At 66.3% G+C, this 14,358-nt stretch carries 14 protein-coding genes; 5 read left to right on the forward strand and 9 right to left on the reverse strand.

Going from position 1 to position 14,358, the window contains the following annotated elements; genetic code table 11:
- Nucleotides 1-17: 17 nt before the first annotated feature.
- Nucleotides 18-719 carry a hypothetical protein gene (locus tag ABZ004_RS13550; RefSeq protein ID WP_355680123.1) on the reverse strand — a complete coding sequence of 234 codons (702 nt, stop codon included), beginning with the start codon at nucleotides 717-719 and terminating at the stop codon, nucleotides 18-20.
- 159 nt (nucleotides 720-878) lie between these two features.
- Here ABZ004_RS13550 and ABZ004_RS13555 point away from each other — a divergent pair, with 159 nt between their 5' ends.
- Genes ABZ004_RS13555 through ABZ004_RS13565 form a run of 3 tightly spaced genes read left to right on the forward strand, consistent with a single transcriptional unit; the run spans nucleotide 879 to nucleotide 4,161 of the window.
- Nucleotides 879-1,892: an ornithine cyclodeaminase family protein gene (locus ABZ004_RS13555; RefSeq protein WP_355680124.1), complete on the forward strand. Its 1,014-nt coding sequence runs from the start codon at nucleotides 879-881 to the stop codon at nucleotides 1,890-1,892.
- Nucleotide 1,893: 1 nt separating this feature from the next.
- Complete coding sequence (locus tag ABZ004_RS13560) at nucleotides 1,894-3,321, forward strand: aromatic amino acid lyase (RefSeq protein WP_355680125.1); 1,428 nt, start codon at nucleotides 1,894-1,896, stop codon at nucleotides 3,319-3,321.
- Between the two features lie 39 nt (nucleotides 3,322-3,360).
- A complete protein-coding gene (locus ABZ004_RS13565; protein WP_355680126.1) occupies nucleotides 3,361-4,161 on the forward strand; it encodes a PRC and DUF2382 domain-containing protein in 801 nt (266 codons plus the stop codon).
- A gap of 158 nt (nucleotides 4,162-4,319) precedes the next feature.
- Here the strand turns inward: ABZ004_RS13565 and ABZ004_RS13570 are convergent, their stop codons facing one another.
- From ABZ004_RS13570 to ABZ004_RS13590, 5 genes are read right to left on the reverse strand one after another with little or no spacing between them, the layout of a single operon-like run.
- Nucleotides 4,320-5,093, reverse strand: a complete 774-nt coding sequence (locus ABZ004_RS13570) for a polysaccharide lyase family 7 protein (protein WP_355680127.1) — start codon at nucleotides 5,091-5,093, stop codon at nucleotides 4,320-4,322.
- 51 nt (nucleotides 5,094-5,144) lie between these two features.
- A complete protein-coding gene (locus tag ABZ004_RS13575; RefSeq protein WP_355680128.1) occupies nucleotides 5,145-6,101 on the reverse strand; it encodes a D-2-hydroxyacid dehydrogenase in 957 nt (318 codons plus the stop codon).
- Nucleotides 6,098-7,246 carry a hypothetical protein gene (locus ABZ004_RS13580; protein ID WP_355680129.1) on the reverse strand — a complete coding sequence of 383 codons (1,149 nt, stop codon included), beginning with the start codon at nucleotides 7,244-7,246 and terminating at the stop codon, nucleotides 6,098-6,100. Before ABZ004_RS13580 ends, ABZ004_RS13575 begins: the two co-directional genes overlap by 4 nt.
- Nucleotides 7,240-8,505, reverse strand: a complete 1,266-nt coding sequence (locus tag ABZ004_RS13585) for a glucarate dehydratase family protein (protein ID WP_355680130.1) — start codon at nucleotides 8,503-8,505, stop codon at nucleotides 7,240-7,242. Before ABZ004_RS13585 ends, ABZ004_RS13580 begins: the two co-directional genes overlap by 7 nt.
- Nucleotides 8,502-9,386, reverse strand: coding sequence for a 5-dehydro-4-deoxyglucarate dehydratase (locus ABZ004_RS13590; RefSeq protein ID WP_355680131.1), 885 nt, complete (start codon nucleotides 9,384-9,386; stop codon nucleotides 8,502-8,504). The genes ABZ004_RS13585 and ABZ004_RS13590 overlap by 4 nt, the downstream gene beginning before the upstream one ends.
- 221 nt (nucleotides 9,387-9,607) lie before the next feature.
- Here ABZ004_RS13590 and ABZ004_RS13595 point away from each other — a divergent pair, with 221 nt between their 5' ends.
- Both ABZ004_RS13595 and ABZ004_RS13600 read left to right on the forward strand, forming a co-directional pair.
- Nucleotides 9,608-10,567: a LacI family DNA-binding transcriptional regulator gene (locus ABZ004_RS13595; RefSeq protein WP_355680132.1), complete on the forward strand. Its 960-nt coding sequence runs from the start codon at nucleotides 9,608-9,610 to the stop codon at nucleotides 10,565-10,567.
- A gap of 11 nt (nucleotides 10,568-10,578) precedes the next feature.
- On the forward strand, nucleotides 10,579-10,857 hold the full coding sequence (locus tag ABZ004_RS13600; RefSeq protein ID WP_355680133.1) for an FMN-binding negative transcriptional regulator: 279 nt from the start codon (nucleotides 10,579-10,581) through the stop codon (nucleotides 10,855-10,857).
- Nucleotides 10,858-10,901: 44 nt separating this feature from the next.
- Here ABZ004_RS13600 and ABZ004_RS13605 read toward each other — a convergent pair whose 3' ends face one another.
- From ABZ004_RS13605 to ABZ004_RS13615, 3 genes are all read right to left on the reverse strand, one after another.
- On the reverse strand, nucleotides 10,902-11,519 hold the full coding sequence (locus tag ABZ004_RS13605; protein WP_355680134.1) for a hypothetical protein: 618 nt from the start codon (nucleotides 11,517-11,519) through the stop codon (nucleotides 10,902-10,904).
- A 130-nt stretch (nucleotides 11,520-11,649) separates the two neighbouring features.
- Complete coding sequence (locus ABZ004_RS13610; protein WP_355680135.1) at nucleotides 11,650-12,801, reverse strand: FAD-binding oxidoreductase; 1,152 nt, start codon at nucleotides 12,799-12,801, stop codon at nucleotides 11,650-11,652.
- Nucleotides 12,801-14,345, reverse strand: a complete 1,545-nt coding sequence (locus ABZ004_RS13615) for an aldehyde dehydrogenase family protein (RefSeq protein WP_355680136.1) — start codon at nucleotides 14,343-14,345, stop codon at nucleotides 12,801-12,803. Before ABZ004_RS13615 ends, ABZ004_RS13610 begins: the two co-directional genes overlap by 1 nt.
- Nucleotides 14,346-14,358: the final 13 nt, after the last annotated feature.

The following is a 14,358-nucleotide window of genomic DNA, read 5'->3' on the forward strand; positions in this document are numbered from 1 at the left end:
CGCTTTCCTTCCCTGCTTCAGCCCGCGACGGGACGCCAGTACTGGTTCTTGTTCTCGTCCCGTACGACGTAACCGAGCTTGCCGACCTCGGCGCGGAGCTCTCGCAGATCCGCCTTCCCCTTGTCTCCTTGACCGAACGCCTTCGCCCGGGCGCGCAGTACGGCGTTCACCGCGGGCGGGAGATCCGGTTCGTCCTCGACCCAGCGACGAAACCGGTCGCCGTACGGATCACCGCCCGCCGACCACCGGTAGCCGTGAGCCTGGAACGCGGCCGGAATCTGCTGCGCGTCGCTCTTCAGCTGGTCGTGCCGTTCGCGTGCCAACTCGCGCGACGAGGGATCCTGGACGACGATCTCCCGGCCGTCCAGGAACACCACGGCCACCTGGTCGCGCGGAACCCGCACGGTCTTCTGGTTCTTCAGGAACTCGATACCGCTGTTCGTGATCGTCACCTTGAGCGTGTCCTCCAGGGCCATCGCGGCGAGCACGATGCCGGCGAGCAGGCCGACCGCGACACAGATCGCCACCACCCACCAGCTGTCCCCCTTCGCGATCAGCTCGAGCGCGCCCTGGAACGGGATCCACTTCCGGCCCTCTGCCCAGGAGGCGATCCGGGGCAGGAAGAACCCGAGCGTCGCGCCGGCCAGCGGCAACCCGCCGTACAGCACGACTTTGTCGGACGTCGAATGCCCGATCGTCGTCGCGATTTCCGTGCTCATGCCGGCTTCTCCTCTCCTGTTCACCGAACGTAACAGCGCGCGAGCGGCCGATCAGGTGCTGCGAGAAGGTGCGATACCGAAGTCGAACCGTAAGACCCCGAAAGAGACCAAAGTTGCCGCCGGCTGGCACGATGCGGAAGAGATCAACGTGGAGGTTCGATGGCTGAGGGCATCTGGTTGCGGTTCTTGTCCGGGCCGGAGATCGACTCGCTCGGGTTGACCCGGACGGAGATCGTCGACGCGGTCGAGCAGGCGGTCCGCGATCACGGCGAGGGGGAGACGAGTTTCGAGCCGCGGGTGCATCTGCAGCCCGACAACGGCGGGATCGGGCATTTCAACATCCTGCGCGGGCACCTGAACCGGCTCGGCGAGCACGGCGTCAGCGGTGTGAAGGTGGTCGGCGACTTCGTCCCGAACTACCAGGTCGGCCTGCCGAGCGAGCTGGCGATGGCGACCCTCTTCGACCCGACCACCGGCATCCCACTCGCGGTCCTCGACGCGACCATGATCACCGCGGCCCGGACCGGTGCGATGACCACGGTCGGCGCGCGGCACCTGGCCCGCCGCGACAGCAAGATCCTCGGCCACGCGGGATCCCGCGGTACGGCGTGGCGGAACGTCACCATGCTCGACGACCTGTTCGACCTCGACGAGATCCGGGTGACGTCGCGCCGGCCGGAGTCGCGCGAGAAGTTCGCGGCCGAGCTCTCCGCCGAACTGTCCACTCCGGTCCGGGTGGTCGCGACGGCCGAGGAGGCGTTCGACGGCGCCGACGTGATCGTCGAGGCGACCCGGCTGAACGAGCCGGAATCCTTGCTGCGCACGGCTGCGGTCAAGCCCGGCGCCTTCGTAGTCCCGTACGGCACCATCAGCGCGGTCGAACTCGACCTGCTCGACGTGATGGACAAGGTGGTCGTCGACGACTGGCGCGAGGCCCAGTCCGGTCGCTTCGGCGCGCTCCGGCGACATGTCGACACGGGTCGGCTGTTACCCGAAACCCTGTACGCCGAACTCGGCCAGATCGTGGCGGGCCAGAAACCGGGCCGGGAGAACGATGCCGAGCGCAACCTCTTCTGGCATCGCGGGCTCTCCCTGCTGGACGTGGCGATCGCGCACCTGATCCTGCGCCGGGCCGAGGCGGCCGAGGTCGGCACGATGCTCAGATTCCACTGACATGCTGATCTCCCGACCCGAAGACCTGAGGCTTGAACGCGTGCCGCTCGAGCTGTCACCCGCTTTGCTCGAGCGCCTCAGAACCACCCGGTACGCCGTATTGTCGGCGCTGCGCTCTGGTGCTCCTGTTTACGGGGTCAACACGGGGATGGGGGCCATGAGCAAGGTTCGGCTCAGTGAGGCCGAACAAGGTGTGCATCAGAGGAATCTCCTGCTGGGAAGGGCTGTTGGCGGTCCGCCCTGGTTGCCCCCTGATGAGGCGCGAGCTGTTGTCGTCGCCCGGCTGTGGACGTTTCTCACTGGTGATGCTGGGGTCTCTTCGGAGTTGTGCCTGCGCCTTGTGGACCTTCTGAACAGTGATGTTGTCCCCGCCATCCCTCTGGAGGGCGCCGGCTCTGCCGGAGAAATCATTCCGCTAGCACACTCCTTCGGCCCGCTCGTCGGAATCGGTTCTGTGCTGACACCGAACGGAACCGTCGTGGCGGCCTCCTCCTCCTCCTTCGAGCTTGGGCCCAAGGAGGGAATTGCGCTACTGGCTGGGATTCCCGGTGCTACCGGCCGGGCCTGGTTGCTGGTTTCGCGGGCTCGGCGGTTGTTGGAGCTGCAGCGCCTGGCGGCTGCGGGCGGCATTGCCGTGATCGGGGCCAATCGCGATCCTTACAACCCCTTGTGTGGAAGGGGAGACGAAGTCCTGACTGCCGAGCTGACCAGACTCCTGGAGCTCGCCGGCCCGGAAGACGAACCGCGCTCACTCCAGGCGCCGGTGTCGTTCCGTGTGGCAGGACACGTGTTCGCCAACCTCTCGCGGGCTGTGGAGCGGCTCGATGAGGCTGTCTCACGTGCACTCGCCGGTGTCACCGATTCTCCCGCGTTCCTGGATGGTGAGTTCGTCGGAACGGCCGGCTTTCACGGGATCGATCTTGCGGCTCATTGTGATCAACTGGTGGCAGCGCTCACCCATGCGTCCGAAGTGTCGGCGGCACGGGTTCATCGGCTGCTCGATCCAGCGGTGACCGGGTTGCCGGCTCAGCTGGCGCGCGAGCCGGGTCCACAGGCGGGGCTGGTCGCAGTACACAAGAAGGCTGTTGCGCTGGTGCATTCTTTGCGACGACTCTCGTTGCCGGCGGCAATCGGTTCCGTCGAGACGTCCAATGGTCAGGAAGATGTCCAGTCCTTCAGCTGGGAGGCTGCGAGCGGGCTGGGTGAGGCGATTCGGCTGGCGCGCGAGGTGCTGGCGTGCGAAGTACTGGCTGTCTTTCAGGCGTTCGCATTGTCGAAGCGGGCCGTTCCGCCTTTGTTACAAGAGTTTCTCGGGTCTGTTGCGGCCGTCGTACCGCCGATCGAGGGGGACCGGCCGTTCGGGGCCGACCTCGAAACTCTGGTCACTCGTTGTTTGTCGATCGCCGCTCCGGGTACTCGCCGTACGTAGGCAGTTGCCGACGACAATCAAGAACGGGGATGAGTACTGATGAGCACCGCGCAGGAACTGGAACAGGCCATCGGCAAGGATCTTTACGATGTCGAGGGCAACAAGGTCGGCACGGTCGCGAACCTCTATGCCTCGGATCTGTCGGGGATGCCCGAGTGGGCGACAGTGCGGACCGGGTTGTTCGGGACCAAGGAATCCTTTGTCCCGTTGACCGGAGCACACGCCGAGGCCGACGGGCTACATGTCGACACCCGCAAAGACCTGATCAAGGACGCACCCCGCATCGATGACCAGGGTCACCTCTCCCAGGAGGAAGCGGCCGAGCTCTACCGGCACTACAACATGCAGAGCGCGATGCCGGGCCGCGAGCAAGCTGGCCGGAAGGGCCGGACCGGGGACAAGGCCGCAGGAATGCAGGCGGCGCCGGGGCGCAGCGGCGCTGGAATGCCCGGCCGGGCGGATGCGGCTGGACAGGAGTCGATGATCCGCTCCGAGGAGCGCTTGCGTGCCGGAACCGAGACGGTGGAGACCGGCCGCGTCGCCCTCCACAAGCACGTGGTGACAGAGGAGCAGCAAATCACCGTCCCAGTCAGCCACGAAGAGGTCCACGTCACCCGCGAACCGATCACCCCCGGCTCCGACCGCGCCGGCAAGATCGGCGAGGAAGACCGCGAGGTAGTCCTCCACGAGGAACGCCCAGTAGTCGCCAAGGAAACCGTCGCCGTAGAGCGCGTCGGCCTCGAAACCGAGACCGTCCACGAGGAACAACACCTCACCGACAAGGTCCGCAAGGAACAGATCGACATCGAAGACAACACCAGCCCCAAACACAAGAAGTAACCCCCACAGGCCGCCGCCGTCCCCAACGGACAGCGGCGGCCCCTCTCTCCGTCCCCGCGCTTTGCTTCGCTCGGTTGGTTGTGGTCGCGCTGGGCCGGGCGCTTTGCTTCGCTCGCTTAGCTGTGCGGCTTTCCTCTAGCGCTTTCCTTCCCTGCTTTCTAGGTGTGACTGACGGACAAGTTGTAGATGGTGTTTTGGCCGTAGTTCGTGGTGTTGCAGGGGGAAGAGTTGGTGCAGTTGGCTTGGGTGTAGACGCCTGCTTTGAAGTAGCCGGTGGTGAAGATGACTGGGATGGTGGTCATCAGGGTGCCGTTGTAGTACGCCTTGATGGAGCCGTTGCTGACTACGAACTTCGCCTGGAACCGGGTGCCGAGGACGTAGTTGCTGGTGACCAGTTTGTAGTGGGTGTCGTTGTCGCGAGTGATGTAGAGGCTTGAACCGTCCAGCCGGAAGGTGGAGCGGTCGTTGCCGTCGTGGATCTGGCCGACGACGACCTGCTGCTTGGTGTTCGGCAGGTGGTTGATCGCCTGCTCGATCACCATCGTGTGGGTGCCGACGTTCGAGGACCAGATCGCCTCGGTCGTGCCGTCCGCCTTCATCTCCCTCAGCTCTGAGCGGGCGTAGGTGGTGTTCGGCGTCTTCACTCCGTCGACGGCATTGCGAAACTGCACGCCGTCACACGACGAGTTCGGCTTGAACCAAGGCGACAGCACGTAGGTGTTCAGACGCGGCTGCACGATCTGCAGCACCTGCGTACCGGACTGGTTCGGGTCGTCGACCGGCAGTTGCACCTTCCACCGGCTCAGGTTGAGAACTTGAGCGGGATAGGTACAGGCCGTAGTACTGGCGCTGGCCGGATCGACAGCAGCGGTCAAACCCGCAGTACTGGCGACAAGTGTGGACAGAAGGGCAAGGGGGCGGATACCACGCATGGTCAGACTCCTTCTAGTCGGACATATGAGGCGTTACATGACCTCCAACGGTCAGAACCATTTGGTCTTGTCGACCAGGTTCATCAGTTCGGTGCCGGCGATGAAACGGCGGCAGTTCTCCAGCAGTACGGCGTACCGGCGGCTTGCCTCGTGCGGGCCGACGCCGGCGACGTGTGGGGTGATCAGGACGTTCGGGCGTCGCCAGAGCGGGTGGTCGGGCGGCAGCGGCTCGGTCTCGAAGACGTCCAGGGCGGCACCACCGAGTTGACCGTTCTCCAATGCCGCATCGAGCGCATCAAGGCGGACGGTCGGGCCGCGACCCACATTGATGAAGTATGCCGAGGACTTGAAGAGTTTGAGCCGTCGCGCATCGATCATCCCCTCGGTGTCAGGGGTATGCGGCACCGTCAGAATCACCAGATCCGCCGCGGGCAGCTGCTCGTCGAGCGCCTCCACCGGCAACACCTGCTCGAACCCAGGCTTCGCCGAAGGCCGCACATCGATCCCCGTCACCGTGCAACCGAAAGCATCCAGCAGCCGCCCGATCTCGCTACCCAACGCACCCGCGCCGATCACCAATGCCGTTGAATCAGGCAACGAAACTACTGCGTCCGGAGACCAATCCGGATGCCACTCGGCGGCCTGCTGATCCCGCAAGTAGCGCGGCAATCCACGACACATCGCGAGCACCAATGCCAGCGTGTGAGTCGCCACATGATCCGTGTAGGTATCCCGCATATTCGTTACCTGCAAAGGATGCGCGACCAACTCCGGATAGTAGAACCCAGGCGGCGGCCCAGCCTGCTGAGCCTGCAGCCACTTCAACCGCCCGGCCGCTTCCAGCAATTCCTTAGGCAGTACGCCGTACGCCGCGTCGGCGGTGGCGAGCTCCGCTGCCGCGCCCTCAGCCGGCGGTCTGACGACAGTCAACCCCGGGACCTCGGCCATCAGGCGTTCCGGCCAATCCGCAGTACTGTCTCGCTGCGGAGGAATCAGCACCAGCTTCATCGCTGTGTCACCGCCGCGCAAATCGCCTGCTGGCGGGCCGGTGAGGCGAGTCCCGCGTGGTAGTAGCGCAACTCCGAGGCGCCGACGGCAACCAGCCTCGCCGCCAAGCCCGGCAGATCCTCAGTCCGTTCACCGACAGCATTCACATTGGCCACCAACGGAACCGCGGTCCGCGCGGCAGCTGCCTTGATCCGCGCGATGGCCGCCTCCTCGTCATCCCAGCACTTCAGGACATACGCCGACGGAGGTTGCGCAAAGGCAGTCAGATCGACACCGACGTCCGGCCCGGTCACCTGCGGATCATCGGTTGCCATCAGCAACACCTCGTTGCCGCGAGCCACCGCCTTCGCATCTTCGACCAAGCGGGTGATCACGTCCCTGCGATGATCGAAGATCGCCCGCGCCCGCCGAAGTCCGAGCGCCTCCGCGACGCTGGAGCCGGCCGGGACACCTCCTTGCAGTTCCCGGTCGACCGTCGTACGGATGTCATGCGAGAGTTCGACGACATCAACATCTCGATCGGCGAGCGATTGACCGCAGGCCGAGCAGAGGCAGATCGACAACAGGTCCCGAGCGCACACCGACAGATCCGCACCCGAGGTCTTCTCATGCTGACTGGCGTGCTCGAAGCCGAGCCAGCCGCACGCCTCGAGCATCAGCGCGGAGACGGCGTACTGCTCGCTCACCTCACGCACCAGCATCAACGCGTACTCGCGAACCTCCGGCTGCGCAGGGCACAACGCATACCGGTAGTTCTCACCGAAGGCATTCCGTACGACGAGGTCCGGCGAGGCACCACCGAGGAGCGAGGAATGCGTGAGCACCAGCCACGCCTCGGTACGCAATCCGACGGCGGCCAGCGCGGCTGCCGCAGTACCGAAGCGGTCTTGGTCGTCGACTGCCCAGGTCGGTGCGACCGGTCGGAGCCGGAGTCCGTGCCAGCGATCCGGGCGGATGCGGAAGTACGCCGCGGCATAGGTGGCGTGCACGAGGCGGTGCTCCGGATGCCAGGCCGTCGTGGCGCGAACGGAGTGGTACGCCGCTTGTAGCGTCACCGTGTCGACGCCGAGGTCGGCCATGCGCTCAGCGGCCGCAGGATCGCCGACGAGATCCCAGGTGTAGGCGAAAGCCCCGTGCCTCACCATCGGGGAGTCGCCGGGTCCCAGGACGGCTGCACTGCTCGCATCGGGGTGACGTCGTCGCGAGTGTCGAATCCGCATTTCTCGTACTGCTCGGCGAGTCTGGCCAGCGAATCGAGATCCAGCTCAACCCCAAGCCCAGGTCCCGACGGAACGGTGACGGCACCGTCCTCGAAGGTGAGGACACCGGGCTGTACGACGTCCTCGACCAGGTACGGGTAGTGCGTGTCGCAGTCGTAGGTGAGTTCCGGCGTCGCGCCGGCCAGATGCGTCATCGCGGCGAGGCTGATCCCGAGATGCGAGTTTGAGTGCATCGAGAGACCGATCCCGAAGGTTCGGCAGATCGCAGCCAGTTCGCGCGACCGACGGAGTCCTCCCCAGAAGTGGTGATCCGACAGCACGACCTGGACCGCGTCGGCCAGCACCGCCGGCTTGAGGTGACTGAACGCGGTCACGCACATGTTGGTTGCCAAGGGCATCGATACCTCACGCGCGACCGCAGCCATACCGTCGATCCCGGCGGTCGGGTCTTCGAGGTACTCCAGGACGCCGTCGAGCTTCTTGCCGACCGCGATGCTGGTTTCGATCGTCCAGCCCGCATTGGGGTCGAGCCGGAGCGGATGATCAGGGAAGGCCTCGCGGAGCGCGAGGATCACATCGGCCTCGTCGTCGGGCGGCAGCACGCCGCCCTTGAGTTTCAGCGACCTGAAGCCGTACGACGACACCATCCGCTCGGCCTGCGCGACGATGCCCGCGGCGTCCATCGCCTCGCCCCAGCTGTCGGTCGGATAGTCCGGGAGCGGGGTATGCGCGGCGGGCTTGAAGAACAGGTAGCCGCTGTAGGAAACGGCGTCGCGCACCTTGCCGCCGAGCAGCTCGACGACGGGTCGGCCGAGTGCCTTGCCCTGCAGGTCCCAGCAGGCGATCTCGAAAGCAGACAACACGGTGGCGAGCGTCTTCTCGTCACTTGCTTCGCCGACGAGACCGTGGGTCGCGCGTCCGGCGGCCCCGCCGAGCGTCTCGGCGATGATCCGCTCGAGACCGTTCACGTCGTACGGGTCGAGTCCGGTGAGGCGCGGCGCGACCTTGCGCAACGCGGTGAGGATCGCGATGTCGCCGTACGTCTCGCCGAGACCGGTCAGGCCCTCGTCGGTCTGTACCTGGAGGATCGAACGGAGGGCATACGGCTGGTGGACGCCCTGGATGTTGCGCAGCGGCGGGTCCTTCATGGCGATCGGGGTGATCACGACCTCGGTGATCTTCATGCGGCGGCCGCCTTCCGGACAACGGTGAGGCCTTGCTCGAGGATCTGGTCCAGCTCCTCCAGGTGTTCCGGCAGCGGATCGGTGAGCGGCGACCGGACCGATCCGACATCGGTCAACCGGCGCCGGACGGCAGCCTTGACCAGCGATACGGCGTACCCGGCGCCCCTGTCCCGCAGTTTGACGAGGGGCAGGTAGAACTCGGGGAGCAAGGCGTCCAGGCCGGCTTCGTACGCATGCGCGATCTCCGGTGCGAAGCAGTGCACGGCCGACGAATACGCCCGTACGCCGATGGCCGCGTAGGAGCGCGCGGTGACTTCGGCAGTCGGGAGCCCGTTGAAGTAGGTCAGCTCCGGTGCGACGGCCATCATCCGCTGGAGCAGGTCGAGATCGCCCAGGCCGTCCTTGAATCCGATCACTTCGGGGATCTGGGCGAGCTGCGCGACGGTTTCCGGCGTGTAGATCGTGGTGTCGCGCTGGTAGGCGATCAGTGGCAGGCCCGCCTTCTTGGCCAGGGCTTTGAAGTGGTCGAGCAGGCCTTGCTGGGAGGGCTTGACCAGGTACGGCGGGAGGACGAGCAGGCCGTCGGCTCCGGCTTCCCTCGCCGCTGCGGCGAACTGGCTCGCCATCGCGGTGCCGTAGCCGGTGCCGGCGAAGACGGGGAGCGCGCCGGCGGCCTCGGCCACCGCGGCGCGGACCGCGGCGGCGTACTCGTCGAGGGTGAGCGAGAAGAACTCACCGGTCCCGCAGCAGGCGAAGATGGCGGCCGGGCCGGCGTCGATCTGGTGCCGCAGGTGCTCGCGGTACGGGCCGAGGGCGAGCTCGCCGGCGGCGTCGAACGCGGTGACGGGGAAGCTGGACAACCGATCGAGCTGCAAAGACATGATCACCTCGGGCGAGTGTGGTAAGCGCTTGCCAGGCGAGCCTAGCTCTGGGGTTGTGGGATCTGCAAGGGTTGGTCTGAAAGCGGTTTCTGGAGTTGTCTGCCTTGAGTCTTGCTTGAGCCTGCCGTCTTGCGTCAGGCTGTGGAAGCGTTTTCTGAGCTCGGAGGGGAGGGGCAGTGCAGAACCGGCCAGGTCGGCCGCCGCGGGTCACGATCAGTGACGTGAGTACGGCGGCTGGGGTGTCGGCGGCGACGGTGTCGCGGGTGCTGAACGGGACCGCGCGAGTGGAGTCGTCGCTGGTCGAGAAGGTTCACCATGCCGTGCGGGAGCTCGGGTACCGGCCGAACGCGGCGGCGCAGGGGCTGGCTCGCGGCGAGTGGGGGACGATCGGCGTACTGGTGCCGGATCTGGCGAACCCTTACTTTCCCGAGGTGCTGAAGGCTGTCTCCTCGGTGGTCCGGGCGCACGGCCGGCGGATGATGGTGATGGAGTCGGACGAGAATCCGGCGCTCGAGCACGACCTGGTCGAGGATCTGATGCGGTGCTGCGACGGAGTGTTGCTGTGCTCGCCGCGGATGCCACGGGCCGAGCTGGCTGAATTGGCTTCGCGGGGGCATCCGTTGGTGCTCTTCAACCGGGTGGTTCCGGGGCTTTCGACGCCGTCGATCTCGGTGGACTTCTACGGCGGGATGACGCAGGTCTGCGGGCATCTCGCACAACTCGGGCACCGACAGGCGGCGTACCTGAGCGGACCGGCCGCTTCGTGGGCGAACGCGGAGCGAGTCCGTGCTTTCGAGGCCGCGCGAGCTTTTGGGTTGGAGGTGACGGTGCTCGAGTGCGGTGCGACCAGTCAGGCTGGGTACGACGCTGCCGCCGCGGTACTGGACACCTCGGCGACAGCGATCCTGGGCTACAACGACCTGGTCGCGCTGGGAGCCTTGTCGCGACTGCGCGAACTGGGCGTCGCCGTACCTGGAGATCTTTCGGTCACCGGCTTCGACGACTTGTCGCTGGAACGGGTGGCGCACACGAATCTCACGACAGTGTCCGTGCCGCGGGACGAGCTCGGGCGACGGGCGGGAGAGATCCTGGAGCAACTCCTCGTCCACGGCTACGACGCCGACCCCGTCTACCTCCCGATGCAGCTCCACGTGCGGGACACCAGCGCCGCGCCTCGCTAGATACTGGCCGTATGTATGTTCCCAAGCATTTCGCGGCTGACGACGCAGTGGTGCAGGACCTGCTGACGAATCACGGCGCAGCCAACCTGATCACGTCCACCGCCGACGGCTTGCTGGCGACTTTCCTCCCGCTGATCTACGACGCCTCGGCCAACACCCTGCTCGGCCATGTCGCCCGCAACAATCCGCAATGGAAGACGCCCGCCCTCGGCAAAGCACTTGCCATCGTCCACCGCTACAGCCATGCGCGCGCCAACAACCTCCCTGACGCGCTCCTTGGCACGAGGTGAGGAGCTCCTCGACCAAGAAACATTCGACAGAGCGCCCACGGGGACTAGCGGGCGGGTGGGGTTTGGGGGTCCCGGTTCCAGTTGTCGGGGTTGCACATTTCTACCGGCCAGCCGTGCTGGCGGCAGTATTCGGCGAGAGCTTCTTCGGCGGTGGGGCGGTGCGGGGTGGTGGTGGGCTTCGTCGACGTGCTGGTTCTGGTGGGCCGGGGCTTGGTGCTCTCGGTGGTTTCGGTCTTCTTGGTGCGGGTCTTCGTCGGCTTGGGCAGCGGTGTGAGGGTGCTCTTCTCGACCATCGGCGGAGTGGTGGAGGGCTCCGTGGTCGGGGTCGCCGGGGTGGGAGTCGGCGTGGGCGTCGAGGTGTTGTCGTCGATGACGCTCGCGGCTTGAGTCCCCGGCTGGTCCCCGTCGACAATCCCGGAGAGCGCCCAGAGGCTCAGTGCGAGGACCAGGGCGACGCCGCCGGCGCCGGCGAACACGACTCGCCGCGACGTCCCGGCGTACCGGCCGACCGGGCCTCTGACCGGATTGCCTTTGCTGTCGACCCAGAACGCCCAGTCCTCGGGCGGCGGCGGCCACGACGGGTCCGGGCGCCAGGTCTTCGGCGGGACCCAGTGGCGTCTGGGCGGCGCAGGCCAGTTCGGCGGGACTGCGAACCGCTTCACGAATCCTCCACCTCGCGTGACGAAACCCGAACCAGGTTAGTGGACAGCGCAGATCACCCGGCACTGACCTAACGACAGTCGATCGGAAAAGCTACTTTTCCTGCAACATTCCGGCGTGTCGATGCCTGCTTCAGACAATGTTCTGCTCGGCGCGATGACCGGCCGTCCGGAAGCGATCGGCGTGCAGCGGCGAGACGTCGACGTACGGCGTGCGGCCGAGATACAGATCCCGGATGATTTCGCCGACGGCCGGTCCCTGCAGGAAGCCGTGGCCGGAAAACCCTGTGGCATAAAGGAATCTGCTGATTCCATCGGCCTCGCCGATCAGCGCGTTGTGGTCCGGCGTGTTCTCGTAGAGCCCGGCCCAGCCGCTCGCCAGACCGACGTCGAGCAGCGACGGCGCCCGCTGTTCCATTGCAGCGGTGAGGCGCGGCAGCCAGTCCTCGGTGCGGTCCAAATGGAAGCCCGGCTGCTCGTCGGGATCGGAGAGACCGACCAGAAGTCCCGGGCCCTCGGAGTGGAAGTAGAACGTGCTGCTGAAGTCGATCGTCATCGGCATCCGGGCAGGCAGCCCGGGGATTGCTTCCGTGACAACGATCTGCCGGCGCAACGGAGTCACCGGAAGATCGACGCCGACCATCGCCCCGATCCCGGCCGACCACGCGCCGGCGACACAGATGACGGTCGAGGTGCGGATCGTGCCGAGTTCGGTCCGGACTGCGGTGATGTGGTTGCCGACGGCATCGATTCCGGTGACCGTGCAACCGGTGATCAGCTGAGCGCCGAGACGACGGGCCGCCGAGGCATAACCGAGCACGACCGACTCCGGCGTACAGTGTCCGTCGGTCGGTGAGAAGCAGGCGCCGACCAGACCTTCCGGAGAGATGATCGGCGCCAGCGAGGCGGCTTCGGCAGCGGAGATCATCCGGGTCGGCAGACCGGCCGCGTTCTGCAAGCGGGTGCTTTCCTCGAAGAGGGCAAGCTGATCCACGGTCGAGAGCAGGAACAGATAGCCGACGCTGTGCAGGTCGATCGCCTGCCCGGGTCGTTCCTCGAAGCGTGCGAAAGCCTCCAGACTGCGAGCGCCGAGAGCGATGTTCAGCTCATCGGAGAAGTTCGCCCGTACGCCGCCCGCTGCCTTCGACGTCGAGCCCGAACCGAGCTGGTGCTGCTCGAGCAGCACCACTCGCCGTACGCCGGCCTCGGCCAGGTGGAACGCGATGCTGGTCCCCATCACCCCGCCGCCGACGATCACCACGTCGGCGGCCTCCGGCAACGGCATCAGTCCAACAGGAAGTCGTAGTCGGCCTCCACCGTGACCGTATCCATCTGCGCCTTCTGGAGCTTGCCCGAGTAGTCCCAGTTCAGCGACTGCCACTTGGTGAACTGGTCGAGCACCCAGATCCCGCTCTGCCGCGATCCGTTGCCCGACTTGCCGTTCCCGCCGAACGGCAGATGCGCTTCAGCACCCGACGTCGAGTTGTTCACACTCACCATTCCGGCCGAGATCCCCTGCGCGAACCGGAACGCCTTGTTCGGATCGGTGGTATAGATCGACGAGGACAGCCCGTACCCCGGCTTGTTGCCGAGGGCAATCGCCTCGTCCAGCGTCGAGTACGTCGTGATGCCTACGATCGGCCCGAATGTCTCGTTCAGGAAGAGCTCGTCGTCGGAGCGCACCCCGTCCACGATCACCGGATGGTAGAAGAGCCCGGCCGAAGGATCCCCGACGAAACCGGCCCGCGGGTTGTCCGCCCCGACCCGGCCGACGGCTCCGATCACCTGGTGGTGCGCCGCGATCCAGCCCAGCGACTTCTCGAATCCGGCCGCGAACTTCTCGTCCAGCAACGGCCCGAACAGCACGTCCTCCCGGGGATCGCCCATCGCCGCGTCGCGGACCGCAGTACTGAACCTTTCGACGAACTGGTCGTGGACCGACTCGTGCACGATGACCGTTCCCAGCGAGGTGCACCGCTGACCCGCAGTACCGAAGCCGGAGAACAGCGCGCCTTCGACCGCGAGGTCGAGGTCGGCGTCCTCGGTGATCACCATCGGGTTCTTGCCGCCGAGTTCGAGGCACGGGGTCTGCAGGTGGCGGCCGCAGAGTTCGCCGATCCGGCTGCCGACCTCGCTCGAACCGGTGAACCCGACCTTGTCGATGGTCCCGGCCGCGAGCGCCTGCTCGAGACCCGCGAAGGTGTCGGCGCCGTCGGCGTACACGACGTTGAGCACACCCGCCGGTACGCCGGCATGCGCGAAGATCTCGTAGAACGCGTCCGAGACGACTGCGGAGTACTCGGCCGGCTTCCAGACCACCGTGTTGCCGCAGAGTAGGGCCGGGACGATGTACCAGGACGGCACGGCGACCGGGAAGTTGCCGGCCGAGATGACCGCGACGGCGCCGACCGGGCGGCGGAACGTGAACAGCTGCTTGTCCGGCATCTCCGACGGCACGGTCTGCCCGTACAGCCGGCGCCCTTCGCCGATGAAGAAGTCGCAGGTGTCGATGATCTCCTGCACCTCGCCCAGCGCCTCGGCGAGCGGCTTGCCGATCTCGCGGGTGACGAGCGCGGCGAGGCGGGACTTGTTCGCCGTCATCAACCGGCCGACGTTCGCGATCACCTGACCGCGCTGCGGGGCGGGCAGAGCAGCCCATCCGTACTGCGCTGCCTTGGCCGCGGCCGCTGCCCGCGCGAACACATCGGCGCCGGCCGACCCAATGGTGCCAACCACATCGGCGGTGTTCGCCGGATTGGTGGACGGCGTGGTCCGGACCGGATCGGGCACCCGCTCCCCGGCGACAACGGACAAGATGACGGACGACACAGGTGAGTCCTCT

Origin of the sequence: Kribbella sp. NPDC006257 (genome assembly GCF_040613535.1) — a bacterium.
Lineage (GTDB): Bacteria > Actinomycetota > Actinomycetes > Propionibacteriales > Kribbellaceae > Kribbella.

Bases quoted from the DNA above. Each gene is read 5' to 3' on its own strand.
- ABZ004_RS13585 (WP_355680130.1), bottom strand. From the start codon at position 8,505: ATGAAGATCACCGAGGTCGTGATCACCCCGATCGCCATGAAGGACCCG.
- ABZ004_RS13555 (WP_355680124.1), top strand. From the start codon at position 879: ATGGCTGAGGGCATCTGGTTGCGGTTCTTGTCCGGGCCGGAGATCGAC.
- ABZ004_RS13575 (WP_355680128.1), bottom strand. From the start codon at position 6,101: ATGAAGCTGGTGCTGATTCCTCCGCAGCGAGACAGTACTGCGGATTGG.
- ABZ004_RS13590 (WP_355680131.1), bottom strand. From the start codon at position 9,386: ATGTCTTTGCAGCTCGATCGGTTGTCCAGCTTCCCCGTCACCGCGTTC.
- ABZ004_RS13565 (WP_355680126.1), top strand. From the start codon at position 3,361: ATGAGCACCGCGCAGGAACTGGAACAGGCCATCGGCAAGGATCTTTAC.
- ABZ004_RS13550 (WP_355680123.1), bottom strand. From the start codon at position 719: ATGAGCACGGAAATCGCGACGACGATCGGGCATTCGACGTCCGACAAA.
- ABZ004_RS13610 (WP_355680135.1), bottom strand. From the start codon at position 12,801: ATGCCGTTGCCGGAGGCCGCCGACGTGGTGATCGTCGGCGGCGGGGTG.
- ABZ004_RS13560 (WP_355680125.1), top strand. From the start codon at position 1,894: ATGCTGATCTCCCGACCCGAAGACCTGAGGCTTGAACGCGTGCCGCTC.
- ABZ004_RS13600 (WP_355680133.1), top strand. From the start codon at position 10,579: ATGTATGTTCCCAAGCATTTCGCGGCTGACGACGCAGTGGTGCAGGAC.
- ABZ004_RS13580 (WP_355680129.1), bottom strand. From the start codon at position 7,246: ATGGTGAGGCACGGGGCTTTCGCCTACACCTGGGATCTCGTCGGCGAT.
- ABZ004_RS13570 (WP_355680127.1), bottom strand. From the start codon at position 5,093: ATGCGTGGTATCCGCCCCCTTGCCCTTCTGTCCACACTTGTCGCCAGT.